This is a genomic window from Arthrobacter sp. 7Tela_A1 (genome assembly GCF_049311065.1).
In the GTDB taxonomy this organism is placed as follows: Bacteria; Actinomycetota; Actinomycetes; order Actinomycetales; family Micrococcaceae; genus Arthrobacter_B.
In genome coordinates this window covers 1-23148 of record NZ_JAXIOO010000026.1, presented here as the reverse complement: position 1 = coordinate 23148, position 23148 = coordinate 1, and the positions used below count along the sequence as shown (strand labels likewise).

General features: G+C 65.4%; 22 protein-coding genes. 12 read left to right on the top strand and 10 right to left on the bottom strand.

Features of this window, described 5'->3' with window-relative positions; all coding sequences use genetic code 11:
* Positions 1-2: 2 nt before the first annotated feature.
* The 3 genes from TVB01_RS11660 (at position 3) to TVB01_RS11650 (ending at position 3139) form a co-directional block, all read left to right on the top strand.
* Positions 3-848, top strand: coding sequence for a DNA-formamidopyrimidine glycosylase family protein (locus TVB01_RS11660; RefSeq protein WP_422456074.1), 846 nt, complete (start codon positions 3-5; stop codon positions 846-848).
* Positions 848-1765 (top strand): RluA family pseudouridine synthase, encoded by a 918-nt coding sequence (locus TVB01_RS11655; RefSeq protein WP_422456096.1) that lies wholly within the window; start codon positions 848-850, stop codon positions 1763-1765. The genes TVB01_RS11660 and TVB01_RS11655 overlap by 1 nt, the downstream gene beginning before the upstream one ends.
* 168 nt (positions 1766-1933) lie before the next feature.
* Positions 1934-3139: a hypothetical protein gene (locus tag TVB01_RS11650; protein WP_422456073.1), complete on the top strand. Its 1206-nt coding sequence runs from the start codon at positions 1934-1936 to the stop codon at positions 3137-3139.
* Here TVB01_RS11650 and TVB01_RS11645 read toward each other — a convergent pair.
* From TVB01_RS11645 to TVB01_RS11630, 4 genes are all read right to left on the bottom strand, one after another.
* Positions 3081-3386: a hypothetical protein gene (locus TVB01_RS11645; protein ID WP_422456072.1), complete on the bottom strand. Its 306-nt coding sequence runs from the start codon at positions 3384-3386 to the stop codon at positions 3081-3083. The two genes, TVB01_RS11650 and TVB01_RS11645, sit on opposite strands and share 59 nt — an antisense overlap.
* Before the next feature lie 48 nt (positions 3387-3434).
* Entirely contained in the window at positions 3435-3881 is a 447-nt protein-coding gene (locus tag TVB01_RS11640; RefSeq protein ID WP_422456071.1) for a hypothetical protein, read from the bottom strand.
* Positions 3882-3971: 90 nt separating this feature from the next.
* Positions 3972-5156, bottom strand: a complete 1185-nt coding sequence (locus TVB01_RS11635) for an acyl-CoA dehydrogenase family protein (protein ID WP_422456094.1) — start codon at positions 5154-5156, stop codon at positions 3972-3974.
* Positions 5157-5165: 9 nt separating this feature from the next.
* Positions 5166-5942, bottom strand: a complete 777-nt coding sequence (locus TVB01_RS11630) for an SDR family NAD(P)-dependent oxidoreductase (protein WP_422456070.1) — start codon at positions 5940-5942, stop codon at positions 5166-5168.
* 143 nt (positions 5943-6085) lie between these two features.
* Here TVB01_RS11630 and TVB01_RS11625 point away from each other — a divergent pair, with 143 nt between their 5' ends.
* Positions 6086-7213, top strand: a complete 1128-nt coding sequence (locus TVB01_RS11625; RefSeq protein WP_422456069.1) for a glycoside hydrolase family 76 protein — start codon at positions 6086-6088, stop codon at positions 7211-7213.
* Here the strand turns inward: TVB01_RS11625 and TVB01_RS11620 are convergent.
* Together TVB01_RS11620 and TVB01_RS11615 are read right to left on the bottom strand one after the other, a co-directional pair.
* Positions 7210-8085 carry a class II glutamine amidotransferase gene (locus TVB01_RS11620; protein WP_422456068.1) on the bottom strand — a complete coding sequence of 292 codons (876 nt, stop codon included), beginning with the start codon at positions 8083-8085 and terminating at the stop codon, positions 7210-7212. The two genes, TVB01_RS11625 and TVB01_RS11620, sit on opposite strands and share 4 nt — an antisense overlap.
* Before the next feature lie 9 nt (positions 8086-8094).
* Positions 8095-8688: a YdeI/OmpD-associated family protein gene (locus tag TVB01_RS11615; protein ID WP_422456067.1), complete on the bottom strand. Its 594-nt coding sequence runs from the start codon at positions 8686-8688 to the stop codon at positions 8095-8097.
* 115 nt (positions 8689-8803) lie between these two features.
* Here TVB01_RS11615 and TVB01_RS11610 point away from each other — a divergent pair, with 115 nt between their 5' ends.
* Genes TVB01_RS11610 through tgt form a run of 3 tightly spaced genes read left to right on the top strand, consistent with a single transcriptional unit; the run spans position 8804 to position 11575 of the window.
* On the top strand, positions 8804-9343 hold the full coding sequence (locus TVB01_RS11610; protein WP_227896245.1) for an NUDIX hydrolase family protein: 540 nt from the start codon (positions 8804-8806) through the stop codon (positions 9341-9343).
* A 58-nt stretch (positions 9344-9401) separates the two neighbouring features.
* Positions 9402-10274 (top strand): DUF6707 family protein, encoded by an 873-nt coding sequence (locus tag TVB01_RS11605; protein ID WP_422456066.1) that lies wholly within the window; start codon positions 9402-9404, stop codon positions 10272-10274.
* A 35-nt stretch (positions 10275-10309) separates the two neighbouring features.
* Entirely contained in the window at positions 10310-11575 is a 1266-nt protein-coding gene (tgt, locus tag TVB01_RS11600; protein WP_422456065.1) for a tRNA guanosine(34) transglycosylase Tgt, read from the top strand.
* Here tgt and TVB01_RS11595 read toward each other — a convergent pair.
* The gene (locus TVB01_RS11595) at positions 11572-12300 is read right to left on the bottom strand and encodes a queuosine precursor transporter (RefSeq protein WP_422456064.1); all 729 of its coding nucleotides are present in this window, start codon (positions 12298-12300) and stop codon (positions 11572-11574) included. The two genes, tgt and TVB01_RS11595, sit on opposite strands and share 4 nt — an antisense overlap.
* Before the next feature lie 223 nt (positions 12301-12523).
* On the opposite strand from TVB01_RS11595, the gene TVB01_RS11590 reads away from it, so the two are divergent.
* The 4 genes from TVB01_RS11590 to TVB01_RS11575 all read left to right on the top strand — a co-directional run bounded on the left by TVB01_RS11590 (position 12524) and on the right by TVB01_RS11575 (position 15437).
* Positions 12524-13231, top strand: coding sequence for a TetR family transcriptional regulator (locus tag TVB01_RS11590; RefSeq protein ID WP_422456063.1), 708 nt, complete (start codon positions 12524-12526; stop codon positions 13229-13231).
* Positions 13224-13703 (top strand): hypothetical protein, encoded by a 480-nt coding sequence (locus TVB01_RS11585; protein WP_422456062.1) that lies wholly within the window; start codon positions 13224-13226, stop codon positions 13701-13703. The genes TVB01_RS11590 and TVB01_RS11585 overlap by 8 nt, the downstream gene beginning before the upstream one ends.
* A 93-nt stretch (positions 13704-13796) precedes the next feature.
* Positions 13797-14630, top strand: a complete 834-nt coding sequence (gene thiD / locus TVB01_RS11580) for a bifunctional hydroxymethylpyrimidine kinase/phosphomethylpyrimidine kinase (RefSeq protein WP_422456061.1) — start codon at positions 13797-13799, stop codon at positions 14628-14630.
* A gap of 99 nt (positions 14631-14729) precedes the next feature.
* Entirely contained in the window at positions 14730-15437 is a 708-nt protein-coding gene (locus tag TVB01_RS11575; RefSeq protein ID WP_422456093.1) for a DsbA family oxidoreductase, read from the top strand.
* Positions 15438-15481: 44 nt separating this feature from the next.
* Here the strand turns inward: TVB01_RS11575 and TVB01_RS11570 are convergent, their stop codons facing one another.
* From TVB01_RS11570 to TVB01_RS11560, 3 genes are read right to left on the bottom strand one after another with little or no spacing between them, the layout of a single operon-like run.
* Complete coding sequence (locus tag TVB01_RS11570; protein WP_422456060.1) at positions 15482-16828, bottom strand: MFS transporter; 1347 nt, start codon at positions 16826-16828, stop codon at positions 15482-15484.
* Positions 16829-16871: 43 nt separating this feature from the next.
* Positions 16872-17861, bottom strand: coding sequence for a PDR/VanB family oxidoreductase (locus TVB01_RS11565; RefSeq protein ID WP_422456059.1), 990 nt, complete (start codon positions 17859-17861; stop codon positions 16872-16874).
* A 13-nt stretch (positions 17862-17874) separates the two neighbouring features.
* Entirely contained in the window at positions 17875-18978 is a 1104-nt protein-coding gene (locus tag TVB01_RS11560; protein WP_422456058.1) for a Rieske 2Fe-2S domain-containing protein, read from the bottom strand.
* A 429-nt stretch (positions 18979-19407) separates the two neighbouring features.
* Here TVB01_RS11560 and TVB01_RS11555 point away from each other — a divergent pair, with 429 nt between their 5' ends.
* Complete coding sequence (locus tag TVB01_RS11555; RefSeq protein WP_422456057.1) at positions 19408-23040, top strand: S8 family serine peptidase; 3633 nt, start codon at positions 19408-19410, stop codon at positions 23038-23040.
* The last annotated feature ends 108 nt before the right edge of the window (positions 23041-23148 follow it).

The following is a 23148-nucleotide window of genomic DNA, read 5'->3' as shown; positions in this document are numbered from 1 at the left end:
GCATGCCTGAGGGGGATACGGTCTGGCGGGCCGCCCGTGACCTCCATGCCGCCTTGGCAGGAGGCGAGCTGACCCGGACCGATTTCCGGGTCCCCCGGTTTGCGGCCACCGACCTCAGCGGCCGCGTTGTCGAAGAGGTCGCCTCCCGCGGAAAACACCTGCTCATCCGGATCGCTCCGGGTCCCGGCGAGGCTGAGGGCTGGACCGTCCATTCGCACTTAAAAATGGAAGGACTCTGGCACGTCTACAACCGCGGCGAGCGCTGGCGCCGTCCGGCGTTCAAGGCGCGCGCGGTGCTGGAGACCGGTTCCCGGCAGGCGGTGGGGTTCGAACTGGGCATCCTGCGTGTGTTCCCGCGCAGCGGGGAGGATGAGGCGGTGGGATATCTGGGTCCGGACCTGCTGGGACCGGACTGGGATCCCGCCGAAGCCCTCCGGCGGCTGGAAGCCGTTCCGGAACGACCCGTGGGGTTGGCGCTGCTCGACCAGCGGAACCTCGCCGGGGTCGGCAACGTCTACCGCTGCGAGCTGTGTTTCCTGGTGGGGGTGCATCCGCTGACTCCGGTGCAGGAGGTCCCTGACCTCCCCCGTCTGGTGGACCTTTCCAAGCGGCTGCTCGAAGCCAACAAGTCCCGCTCCCGCCGCATCACCACAGGAGGTGCCGGCCGGGATCCGCTCTGGGTCTACAACCGTGAAAAGCGCGGCTGCCTGCGATGCGGAACCAAGGTGGTCCACGAACTCCTCGGCGACAACGAACTCGAGCTGCGGGACCTGTACTACTGTCCGCACTGCCAGCCGCGGTTGGCTCCCGGGGACGCGGCCTCCGGCGCCGGTACCCTTGAAGGGTGATGCAATCCCCCCTTCCTGTACGAAACGGCGTTAATGCCACCCGGCTGCGCCTGCCCGACGAAGGGCCGTGGGAGACTGCCATGGACTACGTCCTTGACCGCTTCGGGCACGTTGATCCGGACGGCATCATCGACCGCTTTGACCGCGGCGAGGTGGTGGGCCTGGGCGGAGCTGCGCTGACCCGCCGGACACCCCTTCATGAACACACCTTCATTTGGTACTACCGCGAACTGCCTCAAGAAGACCGCCTTCCCGTAGAAATCAGCATCCTGCACCAGGACGAGAACCTGCTGGTCGTGGACAAGCCGCACTTCCTGCCCACGACTCCCGGCGGAATGTACGTCGCCGAATCCGCACTGGTCCGGCTGAGGGTAGCCCTGGATATTCCAGACCTGATTCCCATGCACCGCCTGGACCGGATGACGGCCGGAGTGCTGCTTTTTTCCACCAACCCGGAAACCCGCGGCAAATACCAGGTCATGTTCGAGAAACGGCGCATCGAGAAGGAATACGAGGCGGTCGCGCCGGTTCGGGAGGACCTGGAACTTCCGCTCACGGTGCGAAGCCGGATGATCAAGTCGCGCACCTACCTCCTGGCCCAGGAAGTGGCGGGCGAACCCAACGCCGAAACTCGGATCGAGCTGCTGGAAGAGTCCAACGGCCTGGGCCGCTACCGGCTGCTCCCGCACACGGGCAAGACCCACCAGCTGCGCGTGCACATGGCCTCACTCGGGATCGGCATCCTCAATGACCCGTTCTATCCCGTCCTCCTCGACCAGGCGCCGGATGACTACACCCGGCCGCTGCAGCTCCTGGCCCGCTCCGTGGAGTTCATGGATCCGCTGACACGGCAGACGGTCCAGTACCGCAGCAGGCTCTCGCTCGACGCCTTTCCGCCGGCGGCCGCAGCACAATAGCCGCAGCACCATAGCTGCGGCACGATAGCGCTCCGGGAAGCTTGGGGGAAGGCCTGACCTGCAAAAAGACCCGCAAAACCCTTCCGCGAACCTACAGCCGCTGGCTAGGGTGGGGATTCGCATCGGGGCAGCGTCCCGGAACACTCCACCGACTCAAAGGAACACGGCATGCTCCCCCGTCCAGCACGCCCCGCCGGCACCCCACAGCCTCCCGTTGCCAGTGCCCTGGAGCAGGGCGCCGCAAAGCCGTTTGTTCCTCCGCTGGCACCCACACCTCCGCCGGCCGCGCCGCCCACCATCCACACCGCTGCTGCGGGCACAACCGGCCGCAGTGCGGTTCCGCAGCCGGCAGGAATCCCGGAATCAGTTGACGACGATTTCACCCGCCTGCTTGCCCACCCGCCGGTTGCCCCGGGCGAGGGATACGTTCATCATCTGCGGGTTTCGTCCCGCAACCGGTTCACGCCCCGGGAGTTCGCCGACGCACTGTGGAGCACGCTCTCCGGCAGCCCTGAAACTGCGGCCACGGCCCGGCGGATCACGGTCACGGCAGCAGTCAGCGTCGCCGCTCCGGCCGCCTGGTTCCTGACCGGCTGGGCGACTGGTCTGCCCGTGCCGGCGCACGGCTCCGGTGATGTTCTCGATCCCTCCGGGTCTCTTCTGGGGATGTTCGCCTGGGTGTGGATTCTCTGGGTTCCCGTCTTTGCCGGAAGCGTCGCCTATGCCTGCTTTCAGTGGCTCCCGTCCCAGCGCGAAAACCCCCGCCATACCTGGGCAGGACCGCTGACGGCAGCCGCCGTCGTGCTGGCCGTCCTGTGGCTGTGGGCAGTCCACGCCGGAAATCCTGCCGCTGGTTTCTGGCTGGCGGGCGCACAGGTCGCCGTCGGGCTCACCGCCATCCATCTGACTGACTCGCGGCCCGCCGGGAGCCGCCGTGAACAACTGTTCACCGACAGCCCCCTGGCCGTCTTCCTGGGAGTCTCCATCCTGGCGCTGCTGGCCTGCCTGGGAAGCTGGCTGACGCAGCAGCAGGCCGACACCGGAGGCTGGGGTGCCGAGGCCTGGACGCTGATCGCGCTGGTCTCGGTCGTTATCGGGGTGACCACCATCTGCATGACGGACCGCGGCCAACTTGCCGTCGCCTGGAGCGTGGTCCTCGGACTGGCCGGCATGGGCCTGGCGCGGCTGCTGGAGGAGCCGCCGGCCGTGTGGCCCGCCGTCGGAGCCTTTTCAGCCGCGTTCCTGATTCTCGTGTCTGCGGGTTCACGCCGCCATCAGGTCGATCACGCGAGCAGGAGGGCGCAGCGCGAATGGCTCAGAGCGGAAGCCAGCGCCCGCGCTGACGCCGAAGAACCCGAAGCTGCTCACACCTAGCCACCTGTTCCACAGCGTGGCGCATATTCATCGCCGCGCGGCGGGCCTGTGAATTCTCGACCCCGTATTCGTTGGCGGGGACCATGATCCGGAGGGTAATCCGGGGAACGCCCGAGACGATGTCCAGCTGATTGGCTTCCACATGATGGCTCGCCTCCAGCGCTTCCACGGCGGCGTCCATCACCGCCTCCGGAGCATTTCCGGGACGGAGCCCGAGGATGTTCAGCTGGACACGGAAGGAAGGCATCCTCCAACGTTAGCCGGGTGCGGCAGAGAGCTTTACCGGGTATCCGCCCTAGAGGGCCTCGTCATCGGGGTTGAAGGTGGAGAGCGGATCGCCGCCGGCATGGGCCGGATCGTCGCTGCCGTCATCCAGGGGTTCTGCGGTCGGGTCTCCGAAGTCAACATCCCGGGCTGCCTCGCCGATGGTCGGTTCTCCAGGCGGCACCTGGGAGTCCCCCTCTTCGTAGCGCTCTTCGATCGTCTCGTCGCGCAGCGTCTGGTCCGACAGCTCTCCGGGCTGTCCCGCCAGCGGTTCCTCATTGACCAGGGGGTCATCCTGCCAGGCCTCAGGGTTATCTTCTGCGGCACCTGGATAGGTCAGGTCCTCCGCGTCCACGAGTTCATCTTCGTCCAGGAGTTCCTCGCCGGATACGATGCTCAGCTCATCAGGCGTTACCACCTCAGCCAGGTCATCGGCCAGGGCAGGGTTGTCGCTGTGGTCCGGGTTCTGTTCAGTCATCTGCGGCTTCACCTTTCGATCGGAACGTGCACCTAAAACTAAGCCTACTGATTACTGCCCGGGCGCACCACTTGGCCGCAACGGCAGCCCTCAGCGCAGCGCCGAGACTCCGGTGATCTCACGCCCGGCGATCAGGGTGTTGATCTCGTAGGAGCCCTCATAGGTGTAGATGGCCTCGGCGTCGGCAAAAATCTTGGCCATGCGGTAGTCAGTAACGATTCCGTTTCCGCCCAGCAGCCCCCGGCCCAGGGAGACGGTTTCGCGCATCAGCCGGCTCGCATAGGACTTGGCCAGTGCCGCGCGTGCCATGTCCCCGCGGGCAGATCCGTTCCCGGAGCGCCCGCCGTAGCCGCCCTGCTCCAGGTCGCTGACCCGGGCCAGCATCCCGGTTGAGGCCACCGTGTTGCCCAGCATCCGCACCAGCTGCTCCTGCACCAGCTGGAATCCCGCGAGCGGCCGTCCAAACTGCAGGCGTTCGACGGCGTAGGCACGGGCGACGTCGAACGCCGCCATCTGCTGTCCCACCGCCTGCCATCCCACCATGATCCGTGAGCCGCGCAGCAGGTGCTTGGTGTCATCGAAACTGTCGATCCCGGCGAGCCGGTCCTCTTCGGAGACCCGGACTTCGGTGAGCTCGATGTCCGCATTCTGCACAGTGCGCAGGGCCGTCTTATTTTCGATCCGGGTGCGCTTGATTCCCGGCAGGGAGGCATCCAGGAGGAACCCCCGCACCTTTCCGGTGGCCGGCTCCCTGGCCCAGAGCAGCATCCAGTCGCAGAACGTGCCGTTTCCGATCCAGCGCTTGGTCCCGTTCAGGACCCAGGTGGCGCCGTCGCGCTCCGCCGTGGTGGCCATGCCGCCGGCGACGTCGGAGCCGTGGTCCGGTTCCGTCAGCGCGAAAGCCCCGGTGATCTTCAGGGCCTGGGCATCGCCGAGCAGCCGCGAGCGCTGCTCCTCGGAGCCGAAGGCGTGCAGGCCTTCCACAAACAGGTCGTGGTGCACCATGAAGAAGGTGGCGATGGACGTATCGGCGCGGGTCATCTCGGCAATCACCAGGCCCGCGAAGAGCGGACTGTAGCCGCGCTGGACCGGGGTGGAGAGCCCCAGCGAGGCGAGCCCGGGCAGCAGCTCAACCGGAAAGTGCGCCTCGTTCCACCACCGTGTGGCGTGGGGAGTGACCTCGGCCGCCAGGAAGGAGCGAAGTTCGGCCAATTTGGCGGCTTCCGCTTCGCTGAGCAGGTGTTCGAACTGGAAGAAGTCAGCGTCAGGGAGCATCGGCACGCCCTACTTCGGCCCCATCCGGATAGCCCCGTCGAGGCGGATGGTTTCCCCGTTCAGCATGGAATTGCTGATGATGTGCTCCACCAGCGAGGCGTACTCGTCCGGCCGTCCCAGGCGCGAAGGGTGCGGGATCTGCGCGGCGAGCGAATCCTGCGCGTCCTGCGGCAGCCCCGCCACCATGGGTGTTTCAAAGATCCCGGGAGCGATCGTGACCACACGGACCAGGTGCCGGGCCAGCTCCCGGGCCAGCGGCAGGGTCATGGCGGCAACTCCGCCCTTGGAGGCGGAGTAGGCCGGCTGGCCGATCTGCCCGTCGAAGGCCGCCACCGACGCCGTGTTGATGATGACGCCGCGCTCGGCCGTCCCGCCGTCGTCCGTTACCGGTTCTGTTTCTGCCATGGCGGCAGCCGCCAGCCGGGTGACATTGAACGTGCCGACGAGGTTGACCTGAATGACCCGGGTGAAATCTTCCAGGGGGAGTACCCCGTTCCGCCCCAGGACCTTGCCCGGAGTGCCGACGCCGGCGCAGTTCACTGCCACGCGCAGCGGCGCAGCGGCCATGGCAGCCTCCACGGCGCCCTGCATCTGCTCCGGGTCCGTGACGTCTCCGGGCACGAAATGTGCGTTGCCCCCCAGCTCGCCTGCGTATGCCAGGCCGCCGGACTGCGGCAGGTCCACCAGGACCACTTCGGCACCGGCGTCAATCAACCGGCGTGCAGTGGCCCGCCCCAGCCCCGAGGCTGCTCCTGTGACTAGGGCCGAAGTGCCGGATAACTGCATTTTTCCTCCTGGGATGGCGGGGGCGGGTCTGTACGCGGTCAACTGAGCCTACTGTGACCGGGAGCACATCGCATCCCAAGCCGCGGGGATCGGATGTCCCGGCACGGTGTCCGTGCGTCCGCACCGGGTCTAGGGTGGTTCGCATGCCTTCCCCACAGCTGCTCCGGTCCGCGGAGCTGAGAGCCGACACCGCGGCCCGCATGGTGACCACTGCGTTTGGCGGCAGGCTGTTCGGTATTCCCGGCACGCATCTTGCCGCCGTTCGCGCGCCCCAGCCGCTGCCGCGCGGATCATCACCGTGGCATTACTGGTGGCAGGCGCACTATGCCGATCTCCTGGTGGATACCGGCCTGCGCAACCGTGCCCCGCTGGCCGATATGGACCCCATTGACCTGGCGGACACCCTGGTCCGCACCATCCGCCTGCGCAACTACGGGCGCTGGACCAACCACTTCTATGACGACATGGCCTGGCTGGTACTGGCTGCCCTCCGCTTGGATTCGCTGCCCGGTCCCCCGCGTGGGCCGAAGCCGCGCCACCAGCGGCTCCGGGACACCCTCGGTCCGGCACTGCGGTCGGCACACACACCGGAGTTCGGCGGCGGTCTTTACTGGAACCGCAGCCGCAACTTCAAGAACACTCCCGCAACGGCTCCTGCAGCGCTGTACTTTGCGCGCAGCGGAGACCGGGAACGCGCCCAGAACCTTATCGACTGGCTGGGCAAGACCCTGCTGGACCCGGACACCGGGCTCTATTTCGACGGCGTCCGCCGTTCCGGCGGGCAGGTGAGCATTGAAACTGCCCTGTACACCTACAACCAGGGTCCCGTTCTCGGTGCACTGCTGGAACTGGGCGGGGCAGCGAACCTGGAGCGGGCGGCTGATCTGGTCCGTGCAACTGCGGCGCACCTGGCGCAGGACGACGGCGGCGGTCCGGTACTGCGGACCCACAACGGCGGGGACGGAGGGCTCTTCACGGGAATCCTCTGCCGGTATCTCGCAGAGGCAGCGGCGGCGCCGACGCTGGATAAATCGGCACGGCAGCTCGCGGGCAGCCTTGTCACCACCTTGGCGGAGCGGCTGTGGCAGAGCCGCGCCACCCGCAACGCGCTGCCTGTTTTTTCACCTGATCCGCGCACATCCGCTGATGAAAGCTATCCCCCGGGCGGCGGCGTCGAACTCTCTACCCAGCTGCAGGCCTGGATGGTCCTGGAGGCTGCCGTCCGTGTGGTGCGCGTGGAAGGGGTCGGGGAAGTTCGGGAAGAAATCTAAGCCTTGCCGGCTCTCTTGGGATGCTGGGAAGCGGCGGCAACAGGGTCCAGGTCTGCGAGTCTCAGCAGGTGGCGCGGGTGGTCCGGGAGTGGAAACGAGCGCTCGACCGCGAGGTTCCGGCCGACTCTCAGCACCTCTCCGGAGTCCAGCAACCGCCAGTTCGGGTTCTCATCCATCCGCTCCGTCGCGATCATGACCGAGGGCCTGTTTTGCTGTTCCAACTCGTCGCTCTTCACGCTGATCCGTGACGAATGCTTGGCCGCGTGCTGGTCGTCGGCGCTTTCCTGCAGCACGTACAAAGGGTGGGTATCCGGATACCGCACCGCATACAGCTCCTCAGGCGTGGTGATGACCAGGTTCACGGCGTACAGGTGCAGGTTTTCCGCAATCCACGTCAGGGCCCCGGCAATCGCCTGGCCCAGGTCTCCGCCGTTCTCCCTGGCGATCCCGGTGATCAGGGCGAAGACGCGTTCGCTGTCAGTCTGGCCCTGCACAAGGTCCATCACCTCAAGCTGACGGAGCCGGTCATCCAGTACGTCCAGGTCCTGGACCACTCCGTTGTGCGCCAGCAGCCGGTTGTCCTGGAGGAACGGATGCGTGTTGACCAGATCGGCCCCGCCCGTGCTGGCGTACCGGACATGGGCCACGAACGTCTCGGCTTTGAGCGTGCGGGCTGCCGACGCGTAGGCCGCATCCTCGTAGGCCGCGATGGGTGCCTTGTCCACCACGGGCTTTTTCCCCTGGAACACCCCGATCCCAAAGCCGTCGGCCATCCGGCGGCTCTGCTCAGCCAGGCTGTCCGGGGCAGTAAGCAGCCAGAAAGTCGCCGTCACCGGGGAAAGGCCTGCATGCATTCCAAACAGCCGGCACATGGCGGACTCCTAGTCGGGAAACTGCTTCTGCGGATAGAACGTTTCACGGCGGCCCAGCATCTGCACAAAACGGGCAATGTTGCGTTCCCGCGCTTCGCGGGTCTTGAGCATGCCCAGCCGGTAGCCCAGCGCAAACCGGTTCTGGGAGGAGAGGACGTCAAACATGGCCTGTGCCTGCGCGTCTTGGGCGATGGCTTCCAGGAGATCCGCGGGAAGTTCCATGCTGGCCGGGCCGGCGTAGGCTGCATCCCAGCGGCCGTCCGCCTTCGCCGATGCCACGGCGTCGCGCCCGGCCGGGTGCATCCGTCCCGCTGCCTCGAGCCGCCCGATGTGCCCCACGTTGCGCAGGGACCACATGCTCTTCGGGCCCCGCCGCGTGTAGCGCTGCCGGTAGCTTTCGGCGTCCCGGCGGGCCGCCTGGCCGTCGATCCAGCCGAAGCACAGCGCCTCGTCGAGCGCGCTCTGATAGGTCAGGGCCGTCACGTTTCCGCCCCGTTTGCCGATGACCAGCCAGACCCCTGCCGAAAGGAGATGGTGTTCTTCCAGCCATTCCCGCCATGCCGCTGCATCCGGAAGCAGCAGTTCCGGCAGCTCCGTCTTCATGCGCTTAAGCGTAGGCTCCGCGGGTAGCAGCCGGAAGGCCAGCCTTCATTCAGCCCTTGGCCGAAGCCGAGCGAGTCAAATGACTAGTGCTCCCGCTTTGGGGTAGAACACTCCTATGAACGTTCGCACTCCTGACCCGTATCCCGGCTGGCTTTCGGAGGAGGACCTGCACGAAGCACGGCAGCGGCTCCCGATGGTCTATGTCGAAGCCGTCCCGGTCCGGTGCGATCCGCTGGGCTACGTCACCGAAGTGGGGCTGCTGCTCCAGGCCACGCCGGAGGGCCGAATGGTGCGCTCCTTCGTGTCGGGGCGCGTGATGTACCGCGAAACCATCCGCGCGGCGCTGCTGCGGCACTTGGAGAAGGACCTCGGTCCGCTGGCACTGCCCCAGCTGCCGCCGAGCCTGGTTCCGTTCACCGTCGCCGAGTACTTCCCCTCCCCCTCGCAGACCGGGCTGACCGACGAACGCCAGCACGCCGTCGCACTGGCGTACCTCATCCCGGTGACCGGTGAATGTGATCCCCGCCAGGACGCCCTGGAGCTGTCCTGGCTCACTCCGGAAGAGGCCCTCAGCCCGGCCGTGTACTCGGAGTTCGCCGGTGGGCGCGGCGACCTGCTGCGTCAGGCACTGGCCTCAGCGGGCTGGGGACGCTAGGGCGTTACCGAGTCTTTATATACTTTTGGTCCGAGTGTCCGAACGCGAAGGAACAGCCATGTCAGAGAGTGCGCCGGAGATCTATGCCTTCCGGGTCAATGCCGAGCTCCTCGTGCCCGGACAGAGGCTGGTCCTGGATGAGCTGACCCTGGCACCGCTGGCGTCCGTCCGGGTCGAAGAGGATGACCTCGGCACCCCGGCACTGGTTGTTGCCGAGCTGGAGGACGGGGAATCGCTGCGCATTGCGTACGGTTCGGCAGTCCGCGTCGCCGCGCCGGCCCCGGAGAAGCACGCTTCCGAAGCAATCCGCAGCATCCCGTCGGATGAGGAGACCTACGCCGCCGTCCTGGCGGCTGCCGAGGCTGCCCATCCGGAGGACCGGGCAGTGAAGGAACTGGTCACCCGGCTGGCCCGCGGACTGAACGTCAAGGCTGGCAGCAACCTGCAGGACGTCCGGGACCTGGCCCACACCCTGTACGTGGATCTCGGCGACGCGGAGAACGCCCTGGCGGTCTGCGGCCTGATCACCGGCCTGGGCTTTGACGGCAACTACGGGCGCTGGAATTGGATCCAGGGGGCGCTGGCACTGGCCGCCCAGATCACCCATGAGGCCGGTGACTCCGATGCATCGGCGGCCTTTGCGCAGGCTGTACGCGCCGGAGACCACGCAGAGTCGGATCCACTCAAGGCCAAGCTCTCCGCGGAACTGCTGCAGCGGCAGCTGAACGAACCCAACCTCTACGACCGGGAAGTGCAGCGGGCCGCCGAGTCCGGCGACGAGCACAGCGAACGCGATTGGCGGATCCTGCGCCTGAACACCCTGCTGTACCTGCGCGCCCACGGCGGCTCCCAGGCCTACACCGACGCGGAACTCCAGCGCCGGATCCGGACCGAACTCAGTGCCATCCGGGGCCTGAACCTGGACCTCTAACCGAAGGCGCCTTTGCAGTAAGGCAAAATAAGAGGGTGTCCACCACTGGTTTTTCCTTTTCCCTCGGTAAGCGCCTGCGCGAAACCACCCCCGATTCCGCCTCCCGCGTCGCTGGGAACGGCGGTGAGTTCCAGGGCCGCACCGGCGTCATCAGCACTCCGCACGGCGAGATCCAGACTCCGGCGTTCATCGCCGTCGGCACCAAGGCTACCGTCAAGGCCGTGCTGCCCGAGTCCGTAGCCCAGCTTGGTGCGCAGGCCGTCCTGGCCAACGCCTATCACCTGTACCTGCAGCCCGGAGCGGACATCCTGGATGAAGCAGGCGGCCTCGGAAAGTTCATGAACTGGCCCGGCCCTACCTTCACGGATTCGGGCGGATTCCAGGTCATGAGCCTGGGCGCGGGGTTCAAGAAGGTCATCAACATGAACGCCGACGGCACCACGCACGCCACCGGAGCGGACGACGACGTCGCGCCCGGCAAGGAGCGGCTGGCGCACATCGATGACGACGGCGTCTGGTTCAAGTCCCACCTCAACGGTGACAAGCACCGCTTCACTCCCGAAATCTCGATGCAGGTCCAGCACCAGCTCGGCGCCGACATCATGTTCGCGTTCGATGAGCTGACCACCCTGCTGAACTCCCGCGGCTACCAGGAACGGTCCCTGGAACGCACCCGGCTCTGGGCTGAGCGATGCATTATTGAACACCAGCGACTCACGGCCGAGCGCTCACACCGCCCGTACCAGGCACTGTTCGGCGTGCTGCAAGGTGCCCAGTATGAGGATCTGCGGCGCAAGGCGTCCCGCGACCTGGGCGCCATGGAGTTCGACGGTTTCGGCATCGGCGGGGCCCTCGAGAAGGAAAACCTGGGCACAATCGTGCGCTGGTGCAGTGAAGAGCTGCCCGAGGACAAGCCGCGCCACCTGCTGGGCATCTCCGAACCGGATGACATTTTCACCGCGATCGAGAACGGCGCCGACACCTTCGACTGCGTTTCCCCGACGCGGGTGGCCCGCAATTCGGCGTTCTACACGCCGTACGGCCGGAAGAACCTCTCCAATGCCAGGTTCAAGCGGGACTTTGGGCCGCTGGTGGACGGCTGCGACTGCTACGCCTGCACCAATTACTCCCGTGCCTACATCCAGCACCTCTTCAAGGCCAATGAGATGGTCAGCCATACGCTGATCTCCATCCACAACGAGCGCTTTACGGTGAAGCTGGTCGACGACGCACGCCTGGCCCTTGAAGACGGAACCTTCTTCGAGTTCAAGGAGCAGGTGCTGGGCCGGTATTACAGCTAGGCGCTGACCTGGCCGTACGTCGGTTCGCGCTTCTTGATCGCCTTGATCACGGCTGAGGTGACGGGCACAAACAGGAACTCCACCGCGGTCTTGTAGACGAAGCCGAAGATCACGTAGTTCACGAACTGCCCGGCGTCGGCTATGCCGATAACCGGTGCGGCAACGGCGCAGAAGATCAGGGTGTCCGCGAATTCCCCGGCTCCGGTGGAGGCCATGAGCCGGCCCGCCAGGGCACGTTCGCGGAAACGCGCCTTCATCCGGGTCAGGACCAAAGAGTTAAGCAGCTGCCCGGCCAAAAAGCCCAGCAGCGAAGCCACCACGATCTGCCATACCGGCCCGAGCGCCGCTTCCAGCGCGGCCTGCTTCTCGATCCCGTAGCCGTCGTCGAACCCCGGCAGGGCGATGATGACGGCGAACGCCAGCACGGCAAAGGCGGCCATGGCAAAGCCCATGTAGATGGCCCGCCGGGCGGCCTTGAAGCCGTAGACCTCACTGATGACGTCTCCCAGGATGTAGGCCAGCGGGAAGAGGAAGAACCCGCCGTCGGTGATGATGCTGAAGTCACCGAAGACGGGGCCAAGGACAACGCCCTTCGACGCCCCGATGTTGGAAATGATGATCACCACGCACATCAGGGTGATGATCAGGTCATAGTGGGAGCTTCCGCGCGATGCGTAGCTCGGCGCCGGAGCCGTGACGGCCGCGTCCGGGGTAGGTGAAGACATTGGGTAATCCCGTTCGGTTAGTGGTTCGCCAAGGCTTTCGCCCCGCTGTATTAGCACTTGCCCGCTGTCCCGGGCGGTCGTAAGACCAGCGTCAATTCTGCCACGGTCCGGCCGCGTACTCTTCCCCGCCCCGGCACTGCCTTGTGTCGGCCGCTCCGCCTTATTTCTGAACACGTTCAAATATGTGGTGTAATGATCGGCGGAGTGAAGGAACAGGAGTTCAATGGCCGCCGGGGCAAAGAGCGAAACCACCCGGCAACGGCTGGTTGAAACAGCGACCGCACTATTCCGTACGCAGGGCTACGAACGCACCACCATGCGCGGCATTGCCGAAGCGGCCGGCGTCTCCGTGGGAAACGCGTACTACTACTTCCCGTCCAAGGACTCACTGGTCGGGGAGCTGTACCGCTCGCTGCAGGATGAGCACCGTTCCCGGGCCCTTCCCCTGCTGCGCGCGGGGCACAACCTCGGCGAGCACCTCCGCGTCATCCTGCAGGCCAACCTCGATGTCCTCAGCCCGTACCACTCGCTTGGACACCAGTTCCTCAAGACCGCCGCACTTCCGGTGCCCCGGACCAGCCGGTATCCGGTCCACTCGCCCTCGAGTGCTGCGGCTGACCTTCCCCGGGACTCCACGCAGATTGGCCGCGGCAAGTCCATCGCCGTTTACCGCCAGGCCGTCCAGGCAGCCCGGCCGCAACCTCCGCTGGCCATTCGCGACGATTTGCCGGACCTCCTCTGGCTGGTCCATATGGGCGTCACACTCTTCTGGGTTTATGATTCTTCGCCCGGCCAGGTCCGCTCGCGGCGCCTGGTAGCCAACACCGCTCCCCTCGTGGCAAAGCTGGTGATCCTCTCCCGCCTACCGGTTGTCCGGAATATCGTGGAAGATGTGGTCAAGCTGCTGCGAGGAGCGCGAGTCCATGACTGAAACTGCGGGCGACGACGCCGTCGATCCGGCCCGTGCCAACGGCCCCTCCCCCGGTGCCGGACGCCTGGTCCTGGCACCACGCGTCACCTTCGGACCCACCGCGTTCATGACCGGCTATGCCATTGCCTGCCTGCTTGTCGCGGTGATGGCCACTGTAGGGATCGGCTGGGGAACGTCGCGGGACTTCTGGGGCTACCTCTGGATCATCATCATCGCTGCCTTCTATGCAGCCGGAATCGGGCTCGTCACTGCTGCTCCGGTGGGCCTCGTGCTGGGCCTGTTCCTTCGCGGGGTCCCAAACCAGTGGCTGCATGTCCTGGCGTTCTTCGTCGTTCCAACACTGCTGGCCTGGCTGGTGATCGGCCTCATCGCCGGGGCTGTCGGGGTGCCTTTGCTGATGGCGCTGGCGATCGGCGTCTCCTCGGCCCTGGGAAGGCTGGCCGTCTGGCAGCTCATGGATGTGCGCGTCTAGGCCGCTTCGCGGCGGTAAACCCCGCCTGACACAGTGGAGGGCCGCAGCGCCTCAAGGTGGCGGGCCGCGCCTTTTTAGGTAGAAGATGGTCCCATGTCTTTCAACACACATACGGCACCTTCCGTCACGCTCACCATCGCCGGCTCTGAAGCCACAGGCGGAGCGGGTGCACAGGCGGACCTCAAGACCTTCCAGGAACTGGGTACGTACGGGATTGCAGCGCTGACCTGTATCGTCTCTTTCGACCCGAAGGACAACTGGAACCACCGCTTCGTCCCGGTTGATGCCCAGGTCATCGCCGACCAGCTCGAAGCGATCCAGACGGCCTATGACCTCGGCACCGTCAAGATCGGTATGCTGGGCACCCCGGCCACCATCGACACCGTCGCCAAGGCGCTGCAGAGCCAGGAGTGGAAGAACATCGTCCTGGACCCCGTCCTCATCTGCAAGGGCCAGGAACCCGGCGCCGCCCTGGACACCGACCAGGCGTTGAAGGCACAGATCCTGCCGCTGGCCACGTTTGTCACCCCGAACCATTTCGAGTCCATGTCCCTTTCCGGGATGGATTCCATCGAGTCCGTCGAGGACCTCAAGGAAGCCGCCCGCCGCATCCACGAGGCCTCCGGTGCCATTGTCCTCGCCAAGGGCGGAGTGCGGCTGGAAGGCGACGACGCCGTCGACGTCTTCTTTGACGGCCAGACCATGGAGGTGCTGCGCGCACCGAAGGTTGGCGAGGTTGCTGTCAGCGGTGCCGGCTGCACCCTTGCCGCCGCCATTACTGCCGAACTGGCCAAGGGTGCCTCGCCCCTGGATGCGGCCCGCACAGCCAAGGCGTTCGTCACCGAAGGCATCCGCAACCGTGTCTCTTCCAACACCCCGTTTGATGCCCTCTGGCAGGGCGGGGCGGGCAGCGGCCCTGCGCTCTAATTGCCGGCAACCAAAGGGTCAGCCGCGCCGTCCCGGCACCGCTGGCCCTTTGGTTTTGTCCCGGGAATAGAAATCCTCTACGCAGTTGTTGCCGAAAATGTGTTGGTAGAGATCTGGTCCGATATCGGATGCCCCTGGTGTTTCATTGGCAAGCGGCGCTTTGAAGCTGCCCTGTCCCGCTTCGAGCATGCACCGGAGGTGGAGGTCCGCTGGCGCAGCTACCAGCTGGACCCCAGCCTGCCGGAGCGCTTCGAAGGCTCCGAAGTCGAGTACCTGAGCAAGGTCAAGGGAATGGATCCCGCACAGGTGTCCGGGATGCTGCAGCACGTCACTGAGCAGGCCGCCGGCGTGGGCCTGGACTACCGCTTTGACGACCTGAAAGTCGCCAATACGTTCACCGCGCACCGGCTCATCCATCTGGCCCGGGACCTGCGCGGAGCCCAGTCCGCAGCAGCGGTGAAGGAAGCACTCCTCGCGGCGCACTTCGAGCAGGGCTTGGATATTTCCAGCCACGATGTACTGGCCGGGATCGGCGCCGATGCCGGCCTGGATCCCGAAGCCGTGCGGGACATCCTGTCCGGCACCGAATACACCGATTCGGTCAACTCGGACATTGCCGAAGCCCGTGCTCTCGGCGTCAGCGGTGTGCCCTTCTTCGTGCTGGACCGGAAGTACGGAATCTCCGGCGCACAGCCGGAAGAGGTATTCACCCAGGCGCTCACCCAGGCGTGGACGGAAAGCCACCAGCCGCTACAGCCCGTCGTATCCGAAGGCGGTGCCTGCGCCGTGGACGGCAGCGGCTGCTAGCTCTCCTCCTCTTCATGCGTAACTAACGCGCTGCTTCACTACGGCTAGCGTCCCGCCTGGCCGGCCGGTTCGGATGCAGGCTGCGGCTCCGGCCGGGCTTCGGAGCCCGGCACCGTTTCGGAGGGGGCGCCCGCTTCTAGGCGGAGCTTGAAGAGGGCCAGCGCGGCGAACACGACGACTGCGGAAACGCCCACATACAAGGCCGTGGGCGTCCAGCCGGCATCGAGCAGCGCACCCACCAGGATGGGGGCGAGAATGGCGCCGACGCGGCCGACACCAATGCCCCAGCCAACGCCTGTGGTGCGTACCGATGAGTCATAGGCCTGCGGTGTCACCGTGTAGAGGCCGGCAATACAGCCGTTGATGAGCATGCCGACCAGCACGCCTGCCGAGAAGGCCAGGGCCGGGATCGAGGTGGTGGTGATGAACAGCACCAGGGTTCCGGCCGACAGCACGGTGAAGGCGATCAGGGTCAGCCGGGAATTCCACTTGGTGGTGAGAGCTCCGTACAGCAGGGAGCCGAACGTCCCTCCCATCGTCAGCATGAGTCCGCCAATGATTCCCTGCTGCTCGCTCATGCCCGATTCCACGAGGAGCCGGGGAGTCCACGAGTTGGCGAAGTAGAAGCCGAACATGATGAGGAAGAAGGAGCACCAAAGCAGCAGCGTGGTGGCACGGTAGCGGCTGCCCAGAAGCTGCGCCACGCTGTTCTTGCCCGGTCCCTCGGACGCCGGCGGGCTGCCGAGTTCCACCGGGCCCTGGATCCGCAGGCGGCGGACAATGCGCTCCAGTTCCCGCTGCGCATTGGCCGGACGCCTGGTGCGGAGGTAATCCACGGATTCAGGCACGAGGGCAACCACCAGGACGAGCGCGGCGAGCGTGAGGAGCCCGCCCGTCAGGAAGACCGAGCGCCAGCCGAAAGCCGGGATGAGCGCCGTTGCGCCCATCCCGCCCAAGGTTGCACCTAAGCCATAACCTGCCGTGTAAATGCTCACGGCCAGGCCACGGTAGCGGTTGTTGGAGTACTCGCTCGTGAGCACCGTGACGGTGGCCAGGATGCCGCCCACCCCGAGTCCGGTGATAATGCGCCACAATCCCAGCTCCAGTGCGGAGCCGGCAATCGAAGACAGGAAAAGACCCAGTGCATTCACCGCCAGGGCGGCCAGCAGCATCCGGCGGCGTCCCAGGCGATCTGCGAACGGCCCAAAGGCAAGGGCACCGGCTGCCATGCCGATCAGGCCGGAGCTGAGGAGCCAGCCGAGCTGGGATCCGGACAAGCCGAATTCTTCGGTCACGGATGTTGCCGTAAACGCCATGGCCAGGACGTCATAGCCGTCGAGGGCATTGAGGAAGGCGGCCAGGGCGACGATGACCCATTGATAGGGCGACATAGCGGAGATATCAATTTTGTTGCGGATGTCCACAATGGACCTTTCAGGAAATGTCGATGGTGACGGTGGCCGGCGTCGTGCGCTCTTCGTCCGCGACCGCGCGGGAGACACAGCAGCACATCTTGGTATTGGGTTCTTTTTGCCGGTCGGAATAGAAGACGTCCCGGTGGTCGATCCGGCCCTCAAGGTCCAGGATCCGGACCTGGCACAGTCCGCATTCCCCCTTGCGGCAGTCGAACATCATGTCCAGGCCGGTACGCTCGAGCGCTTCGAGCATCGATTCGTCTGAATGGACGGTCGCTTGGACGCCAAGGCGGGGAACGCGCACGGTAAACGGTTCGGCCTCGAACCATCCGCTGTTCCCAAATGTTTCGTAGCGCAGGTTGGTCAGGTCCAGTCCGCGTTCGATCCAGGACCGCCGCACGGCGTCCATGAGCCGAATGGGACCGCACATGTAGAGCTCGGCCGATTCGGGCACATTGTTGACCAGGGCACGCGCATCGAGGGCAGTGCCTTCATCGTCCAAATGGATCTCCAGCTGCTCACCGTGAAGTGCGGCGAGCTCGCGGGCATACGCCATGGCTTTGCGGGACCGGGCCGCATAGACCAGCCGGTAGTCCGCTCCCAGTCGCCGGAGCAGCGCAGCCATGCCGAGGATGGCCGTGATCCCGATGCCACCGGCCAGCAGGACGTAGCTGGGAGCACCCACGCGCAGCGGGAAATTCTGCAGCGGCTGCGTCATCTCCAGTACGTCTCCGGGCATGAGCTGATGCATGAACGCGGACCCGCCCCTGGACGTTGGACTGAGGAAAACACTGATCGCCAGCTCCGAGCCGTCGGGACTGGAATCAACCACTGAGTAGGAGCGGATCGAGGCAGAACCGCCGATCAGGACCCGGACGTCTATGTGCTCGCCGGGCCGGACGGCATGGGGCATGTCGGGGCGCAGGACGATCCGCCGGATTCCGGCGGCAATCTCCTCGGCGGAGTGCACCGTTCCGCGCTGCCACACCTGGGAATTGGAGTCAGCCACAGGCGCTGTCCCCTCAGGCGCCGGGAGCCGCGGCCAGACGGCCTTCGGCTTCCAGCGCTCGCTCCAGCAGGCGCCGGACCCACATGCCGCCGGCGTCGATGTTCAGGCTGTAGAACTCATAGTCCGGGTTGGCGTCGATGGCGGCCTGCTGTGCCTGCAGCATCGCCTCGTCTTCGCCGAAGACGCCGTGGACGCCGTTGCGCAGCTGCGTGGTGATGAGCTGGCTGTCCAGCCTGTAGTTGCGCATGAAGGCCCAGAAGTAGTGAGAGGACCGTTCGGTCTCCGGTGTGATGGTGTTCATGACGTAGCCGTTGACGCCCCGTGACCTGTCCCCTTCCGGAGCGCCGGTACCGGCTTCGGCAACTCCCACGTCAATGCAGATGGTCGACGGGAAGTAGTAGTGGATGATCTGCCAGCGGTCCACCTTGCCCTCAAAACCGGGGAACTTGTCCCGCATGTTCTTCAGCCAGAAGGGAGGTGCATCAATGTTGTGCATCCACCGGGTCACCGTGACGGAGTTTTCGTCGTGCGTGACCTCGAACTCTGATTCGCTGAGCTCTTCCTGGCCAATGGAGGAACTGTGCACGAATTCCTCATGGGTCAGGTCCATCAAGTTGTCCAGCACCAGCTGGTAGTTGCAGGGAGCGTGGATCGTCTCGCCGTCGCCTGCCCACTCCGGGCTGGCCAGCTGGTGCATATCCGGGACCAGGGTGGGATCGGCCATGGTGGGGTCGCCCAGCCAGACCCAGACGTAGCGGTACTGCTCCACCACGGGGAACGAAGGAACGGTGGCGGAGGGGTTCAGTGTTTCCTGGGCAGGCATGGAAGTGCAGCGGCCCGCGGAGTTGTAGCGCAGGCCGTGGTACGGGCACTGGATCTCATCCTTGCCGATCAGCTTGCCCTGGGAGAGCGGTGCCAGCCGGTGCCAGCAGGCATCTGCGAGGGCAACCGCGCGTCCGTCTGCGGTGCGGTAGATAGCCAGCGGTCGGCCTGCGACGGTGCGGGCCAGGATTCCCTTGGAGCTGACCTCGTGATCCCAGGCCGCAACGTACCAGGCGTTGAGCGGGTGGGACATGAGTTTGGCGGTGGTGGTCGACTTTGAGGCGGAAACAGTCACGAGAGGTCCTCTGCAAACGAAACATGGAAACCAACTATCTATGTCCATAGATAGTTGGTGAGACAAGTCACATGCTAGTTCCGCCACTGAGTTGCCGCAAGCAACAGACGCTGTATGTCGCAGGACAGATTGCGGCTTTCGGGGCAGCATTAGCACTTGAAATATGGCCGCTGTCAAGGGAAAACGGGTTAATACAGCCTCATAAACGAATATCTTTGCGGTGCCCGTTTGCTCGATTAGGGTGTGCCTACGGCTGCAGGCAATTTGGGGGCCGAAGGTGCATGCTGACACCCCGCAACGGGGGTTGGGGGCACAAAGGGAAAGCTGTCACGTGTGTCAGCAGCCGGCAGGTGGCGTTACAAGTCTCTAGTCTCTAGGTCTTCGACGGCGTTCTTCCGGTAGCACGCGGCGGAACGTTCAAGGAGCACAATGAGACGGTCCATTCATCGCAGGCCGGGAGCAGCGGCAACAGCCGCCGTCGCCGGACTCGCACTCACAGCAGGCCTTGGCCTACCGGCCCAGGCAACTGAAACGACAGGCGCCGATGGCGCTGCCCAGGGATTCACGGTTGAAAAGTTTGCGGAGCAAAAGGTATCCCCGAGCCTCCGCGGCGTTGACGGGGAAGTCTCCGTCTACGTCCAGTTCACCGGCGAAGGCGCCTTCGAGCAGACCCAGCCGGACGCAGTCAAGGAAGGCAAGCGGGAGCCGGTAGCTGACGCTCCCCGGGTCCAGCAGATCCGGTCAGCCATTGAATCCCAGGCTGAATCGGTGGCCGCGGAAGCGGACGCAAGCACCCTTTACACCACCACCAACAGCCTTCCGGGCGTGGGCATCGTCGGCGATGCAGAAGCCATCAAGGCCCTGGCAGAGCGCGACGACGTCGCGAAGATCACCCGGATCGTCCCCAAGACAATCGACAACAAGGGTGCGGATATTGATACCCGCGCCCTTAACACCTGGGTCGAGCGCCAGCAGACCGGCAACGGCGTCACCATCGCCGTCCTGGACACCGGCATCGATTACACGCACAGCGACTTCGGCGGCCCCGGAACCATCGAGGCCTACGAGGCAGCCCAGGCTTCCCCGGTTATCCCTGCTGCCGACAGCGGCCTGATCGACACGGACAAGTTCATCGGCGGCTACGACCTGGTGGGCGATGACTACAACGCCGACCCGTCAGCGGCGGACTACCAGCCGATCCCCAAGCCGGACCTCAACCCGATGGACTGCCAGGGCCACGGCACCCACGTGGCAGGCACAGCCGCCGGCTACGGAACAGGCTCTGACGGCGCCACGTTCAAGGGCGATTACTCCTCGCTGACAGCGGCGGACGTCAACGACATGCGGATCGGCCCGGGTTCCGCTCCGGAAGCGCAGCTGGTCAGCATCCGTGTCTTCGGCTGCACGGGTTCCTCCGAGGTAGTGGGCCAGGCCCTTGACTACGTCCTTGACCCGAACGGCGACGGCGACTTCTCCGACCGCGCGCAGGTCGTGAACATGTCCCTGGGCTCCGACTACGCCCCTGTCGATGATCCCGAGAATGACATCGTGGACAAGCTGACCGAGCAGGGCATCCTCTCCGTAGTCGCTTCCGGCAACGCCGGCGACGTCTACAACGTTGGCGGTTCCCCCGGCAACGCAAAGTCCTCCCTGACTGTGGCCAGCTCCATCGGTTCGCAGATTTCGCTGGACCGCGCCGAAATCATCAGCGCTGAGGAATCCACGGGCACCACCACCGCTGCCGGACAGTACTCCGTGAACTTCAACTACTCGGATCCCGCCGTTTCTCCTGAACGGCTGACCGGCGACGTCGTGGTGGCCCCTGCGTCCAATGCTTTCGGCTGCACCGCTTTCCCGGCCGGTTCCCTGACTGACAAATGGGTCTGGATCCAGTGGGAAGACGAAAACGGCGCGTTCCCCTGTGGTTCAGGCGTCCGGTTCAACAACGCAGAGGCTGCCGGCGCAACCGGCGTCGTCCTGGACTCTCCCCGCGACGTGTTCGACGCCGGAATCGGCGGCAACACCACGCTTCCTGGCATCCAGCTCAACCGTGAGTCCTCCGAACGGCTGCGTCCCGCCGCCGTCGAGGGTTCCCTGGCTGTGCGCCTCGACCCTGCGTTCATGGGCACCGCCACCGGCCCCTCCAACGCGCTGGACACGGTGAGCTCCTTCTCCTCCCGCGGCCTGCACGGCTCCAACGGCGTGGTGAAGCCCGACGTCGCTGCCCCCGGTTCGTCGATCGGCTCAGCGAACGTCGGTTCCGGCAACGGCGCCTCGGTAAGCAGCGGTACCTCCATGGCTACGCCGCACGTCGCCGGCCTGGCTGCCCTGCTCTACGCCGCTACGGACTACAGCCCGTACGAGGTCAAGAACACCATCATGAACACGGCCACCCATGACGTCCTGGCCGCCAACGGCGCCGTGCACGGTCCTAACCGTGTCGGTTCCGGCCGCGTGGATGTCCTTGACGCCGTGAACTCCAAGGTCATGGCCTACGACTCCGAGGACCAGACGCTCACGAGCGTCAACTTCGGTGTCCTGGAGGTTGGCGCCGATGCGCTGACCGTTACCCGCAAGGTCACGGTCCAGAACAAGTCGGACCGCCCGCGCAACTTTGATGTCAGCTACCTGCCGGCATCCACCATGCCCGGCGTGGAAATCACCACGGCTCCCAGCGTCAGCGTTGGCGCCAACGCCAAGGCAACTGTGGACGTAACGCTCACGGTCACTGATCCGACGGCCCTGGCCAAGACCATCGACCCTGCAGCTGACACTGAGCAGCTTGGCCTGCCGCGGCAGTTCCTTGCCGATGTCTCCGGCCGCGTCCAGCTCGCAAGCGCCGGCATTCCGACGCTCCGGGTTCCGGTCTACTCGGCTCCCAAGCCGACGTCCGACATGAGCGCAGGCACGGAAATCAGTTTCGCTGATTCCGAGGCACTCTCCGCTGACGTCACCCTGACGGGCCGCAGCCTGCTCCAGGGTTCCGACACCTCGACCTACCTTTCCCTGGTATCACCCCTGGTCCTGGGAGCACAAAGCGAGAAGCGCGATGACCTGGCGCTCGAATCCATGAACTCGATGGATCTTTCGGCAGTCGGAGCATCTTCGACGATCCCTTCCGTCAAGGCAGCCGGCGGCGACCCGCTCGACGCCGTCGTGAACTTTGGCCTGAGCACGTGGGAGAACTGGCCCATCCTGGGCGGCCACAACGAGGTCAACGTCGAGATCGACACAAACATGGACGGTGCGGCGGACTTCCTGGTCGTCACCGGCCGCGCCGATGACCTGGACCTTGTCCTGGTTTCGACCTACCGCCTGAACCCGGACGGCACCATCACCCTGGTGGACCAGACCGGCGCCAACGGCCTGCTGGGCAACACCGACTCCAACACCTTCGACAGCAACGCCGTGACCCTCCCGGTCTCCGTGGCTGCCCTGGGGCTGGACCCCGCAGCCGAGTCACTTCCGATGCAGTACAAGGTGGTGACGTGGAGCCTGTACAACGTCAACGACGACGGACAGACCGTCCCGGTGGATTCGACGGAGTTCATTCCGTTCGACGCCGCCAACCCGGCACTCTGGTTCTCCGGCGGTTCGCCGGATGCACTCTTTGCCGACGTCGACGGCGGAAAGCTGACGGTGAACCGCAGTCAGGACACCGCGGAGGCTTCAGCCCTGTTCCTGCACCTGCACAACGCGACCGGCGACCTGAGCGGCAACGCCGGACTGGGTGACCGCGCCGAGGTCCTGCCGATCACCGTTCCGGCGAAGGTCGTCAACCCGGTCAGCGCCGCGAGCAAGTGCAATGCGTTCAAGGCTGAGATCACGGTGACCCTCACCAACAACGGCGACCGCCGCGCGGACATCGACATCAAGTCGCCGCACGGCAACGCCAAGGTCATGAAGCTCGAGCCGGGACAAACGACGACGGCGGTCATCAAGACCCGCCAGCTGTCCGTTCCGGCCGCTGAACTGACCGCCCATTACAAGTTCCTCGGTAAGGGCAAGGCTGAAAAGGTCGACTACACCGCGTCCTACGGCGCAGTGAAGTGCAGCCGCTAAGCCAGTAACCCAGCACTAACAAAACGCGGGCCCCGGCGGGGTGCGGGGCCCGCCGTGGGGCCGGCCGCCTACGTGGGGGAGCCAACGTAAACGCCCGGTGGGGGGTGG

What these genes read in the sequence shown, in the direction of transcription:
- TVB01_RS11595 (WP_422456064.1), bottom strand. Translation starts at nt 12,300, where the DNA reads ATGTCTTCACCTACCCCGGACGCGGCCGTCACGGCTCCGGCGCCGAGC.
- TVB01_RS11640 (WP_422456071.1), bottom strand. Translation starts at nt 3,881, where the DNA reads ATGACTGAACAGAACCCGGACCACAGCGACAACCCTGCCCTGGCCGAT.
- TVB01_RS11635 (WP_422456094.1), bottom strand. Translation starts at nt 5,156, where the DNA reads ATGCTCCCTGACGCTGACTTCTTCCAGTTCGAACACCTGCTCAGCGAA.
- TVB01_RS11555 (WP_422456057.1), top strand. Translation starts at nt 19,408, where the DNA reads ATGAGACGGTCCATTCATCGCAGGCCGGGAGCAGCGGCAACAGCCGCC.
- TVB01_RS11650 (WP_422456073.1), top strand. Translation starts at nt 1,934, where the DNA reads ATGCTCCCCCGTCCAGCACGCCCCGCCGGCACCCCACAGCCTCCCGTT.
- TVB01_RS11630 (WP_422456070.1), bottom strand. Translation starts at nt 5,942, where the DNA reads ATGCAGTTATCCGGCACTTCGGCCCTAGTCACAGGAGCAGCCTCGGGG.
- TVB01_RS11570 (WP_422456060.1), bottom strand. Translation starts at nt 16,828, where the DNA reads ATGTCGCCCTATCAATGGGTCATCGTCGCCCTGGCCGCCTTCCTCAAT.
- TVB01_RS11605 (WP_422456066.1), top strand. Translation starts at nt 9,402, where the DNA reads ATGTCAGAGAGTGCGCCGGAGATCTATGCCTTCCGGGTCAATGCCGAG.
- TVB01_RS11645 (WP_422456072.1), bottom strand. Translation starts at nt 3,386, where the DNA reads ATGCCTTCCTTCCGTGTCCAGCTGAACATCCTCGGGCTCCGTCCCGGA.
- TVB01_RS11620 (WP_422456068.1), bottom strand. Translation starts at nt 8,085, where the DNA reads ATGTGCCGGCTGTTTGGAATGCATGCAGGCCTTTCCCCGGTGACGGCG.
- TVB01_RS11610 (WP_227896245.1), top strand. Translation starts at nt 8,804, where the DNA reads ATGAACGTTCGCACTCCTGACCCGTATCCCGGCTGGCTTTCGGAGGAG.
- TVB01_RS11615 (WP_422456067.1), bottom strand. Translation starts at nt 8,688, where the DNA reads ATGAAGACGGAGCTGCCGGAACTGCTGCTTCCGGATGCAGCGGCATGG.
- TVB01_RS11655 (WP_422456096.1), top strand. Translation starts at nt 848, where the DNA reads ATGCAATCCCCCCTTCCTGTACGAAACGGCGTTAATGCCACCCGGCTG.
- thiD (WP_422456061.1), top strand. Translation starts at nt 13,797, where the DNA reads ATGTCTTTCAACACACATACGGCACCTTCCGTCACGCTCACCATCGCC.
- TVB01_RS11660 (WP_422456074.1), top strand. Translation starts at nt 3, where the DNA reads ATGCCTGAGGGGGATACGGTCTGGCGGGCCGCCCGTGACCTCCATGCC.
- TVB01_RS11590 (WP_422456063.1), top strand. Translation starts at nt 12,524, where the DNA reads ATGGCCGCCGGGGCAAAGAGCGAAACCACCCGGCAACGGCTGGTTGAA.
- TVB01_RS11585 (WP_422456062.1), top strand. Translation starts at nt 13,224, where the DNA reads ATGACTGAAACTGCGGGCGACGACGCCGTCGATCCGGCCCGTGCCAAC.
- TVB01_RS11625 (WP_422456069.1), top strand. Translation starts at nt 6,086, where the DNA reads ATGCCTTCCCCACAGCTGCTCCGGTCCGCGGAGCTGAGAGCCGACACC.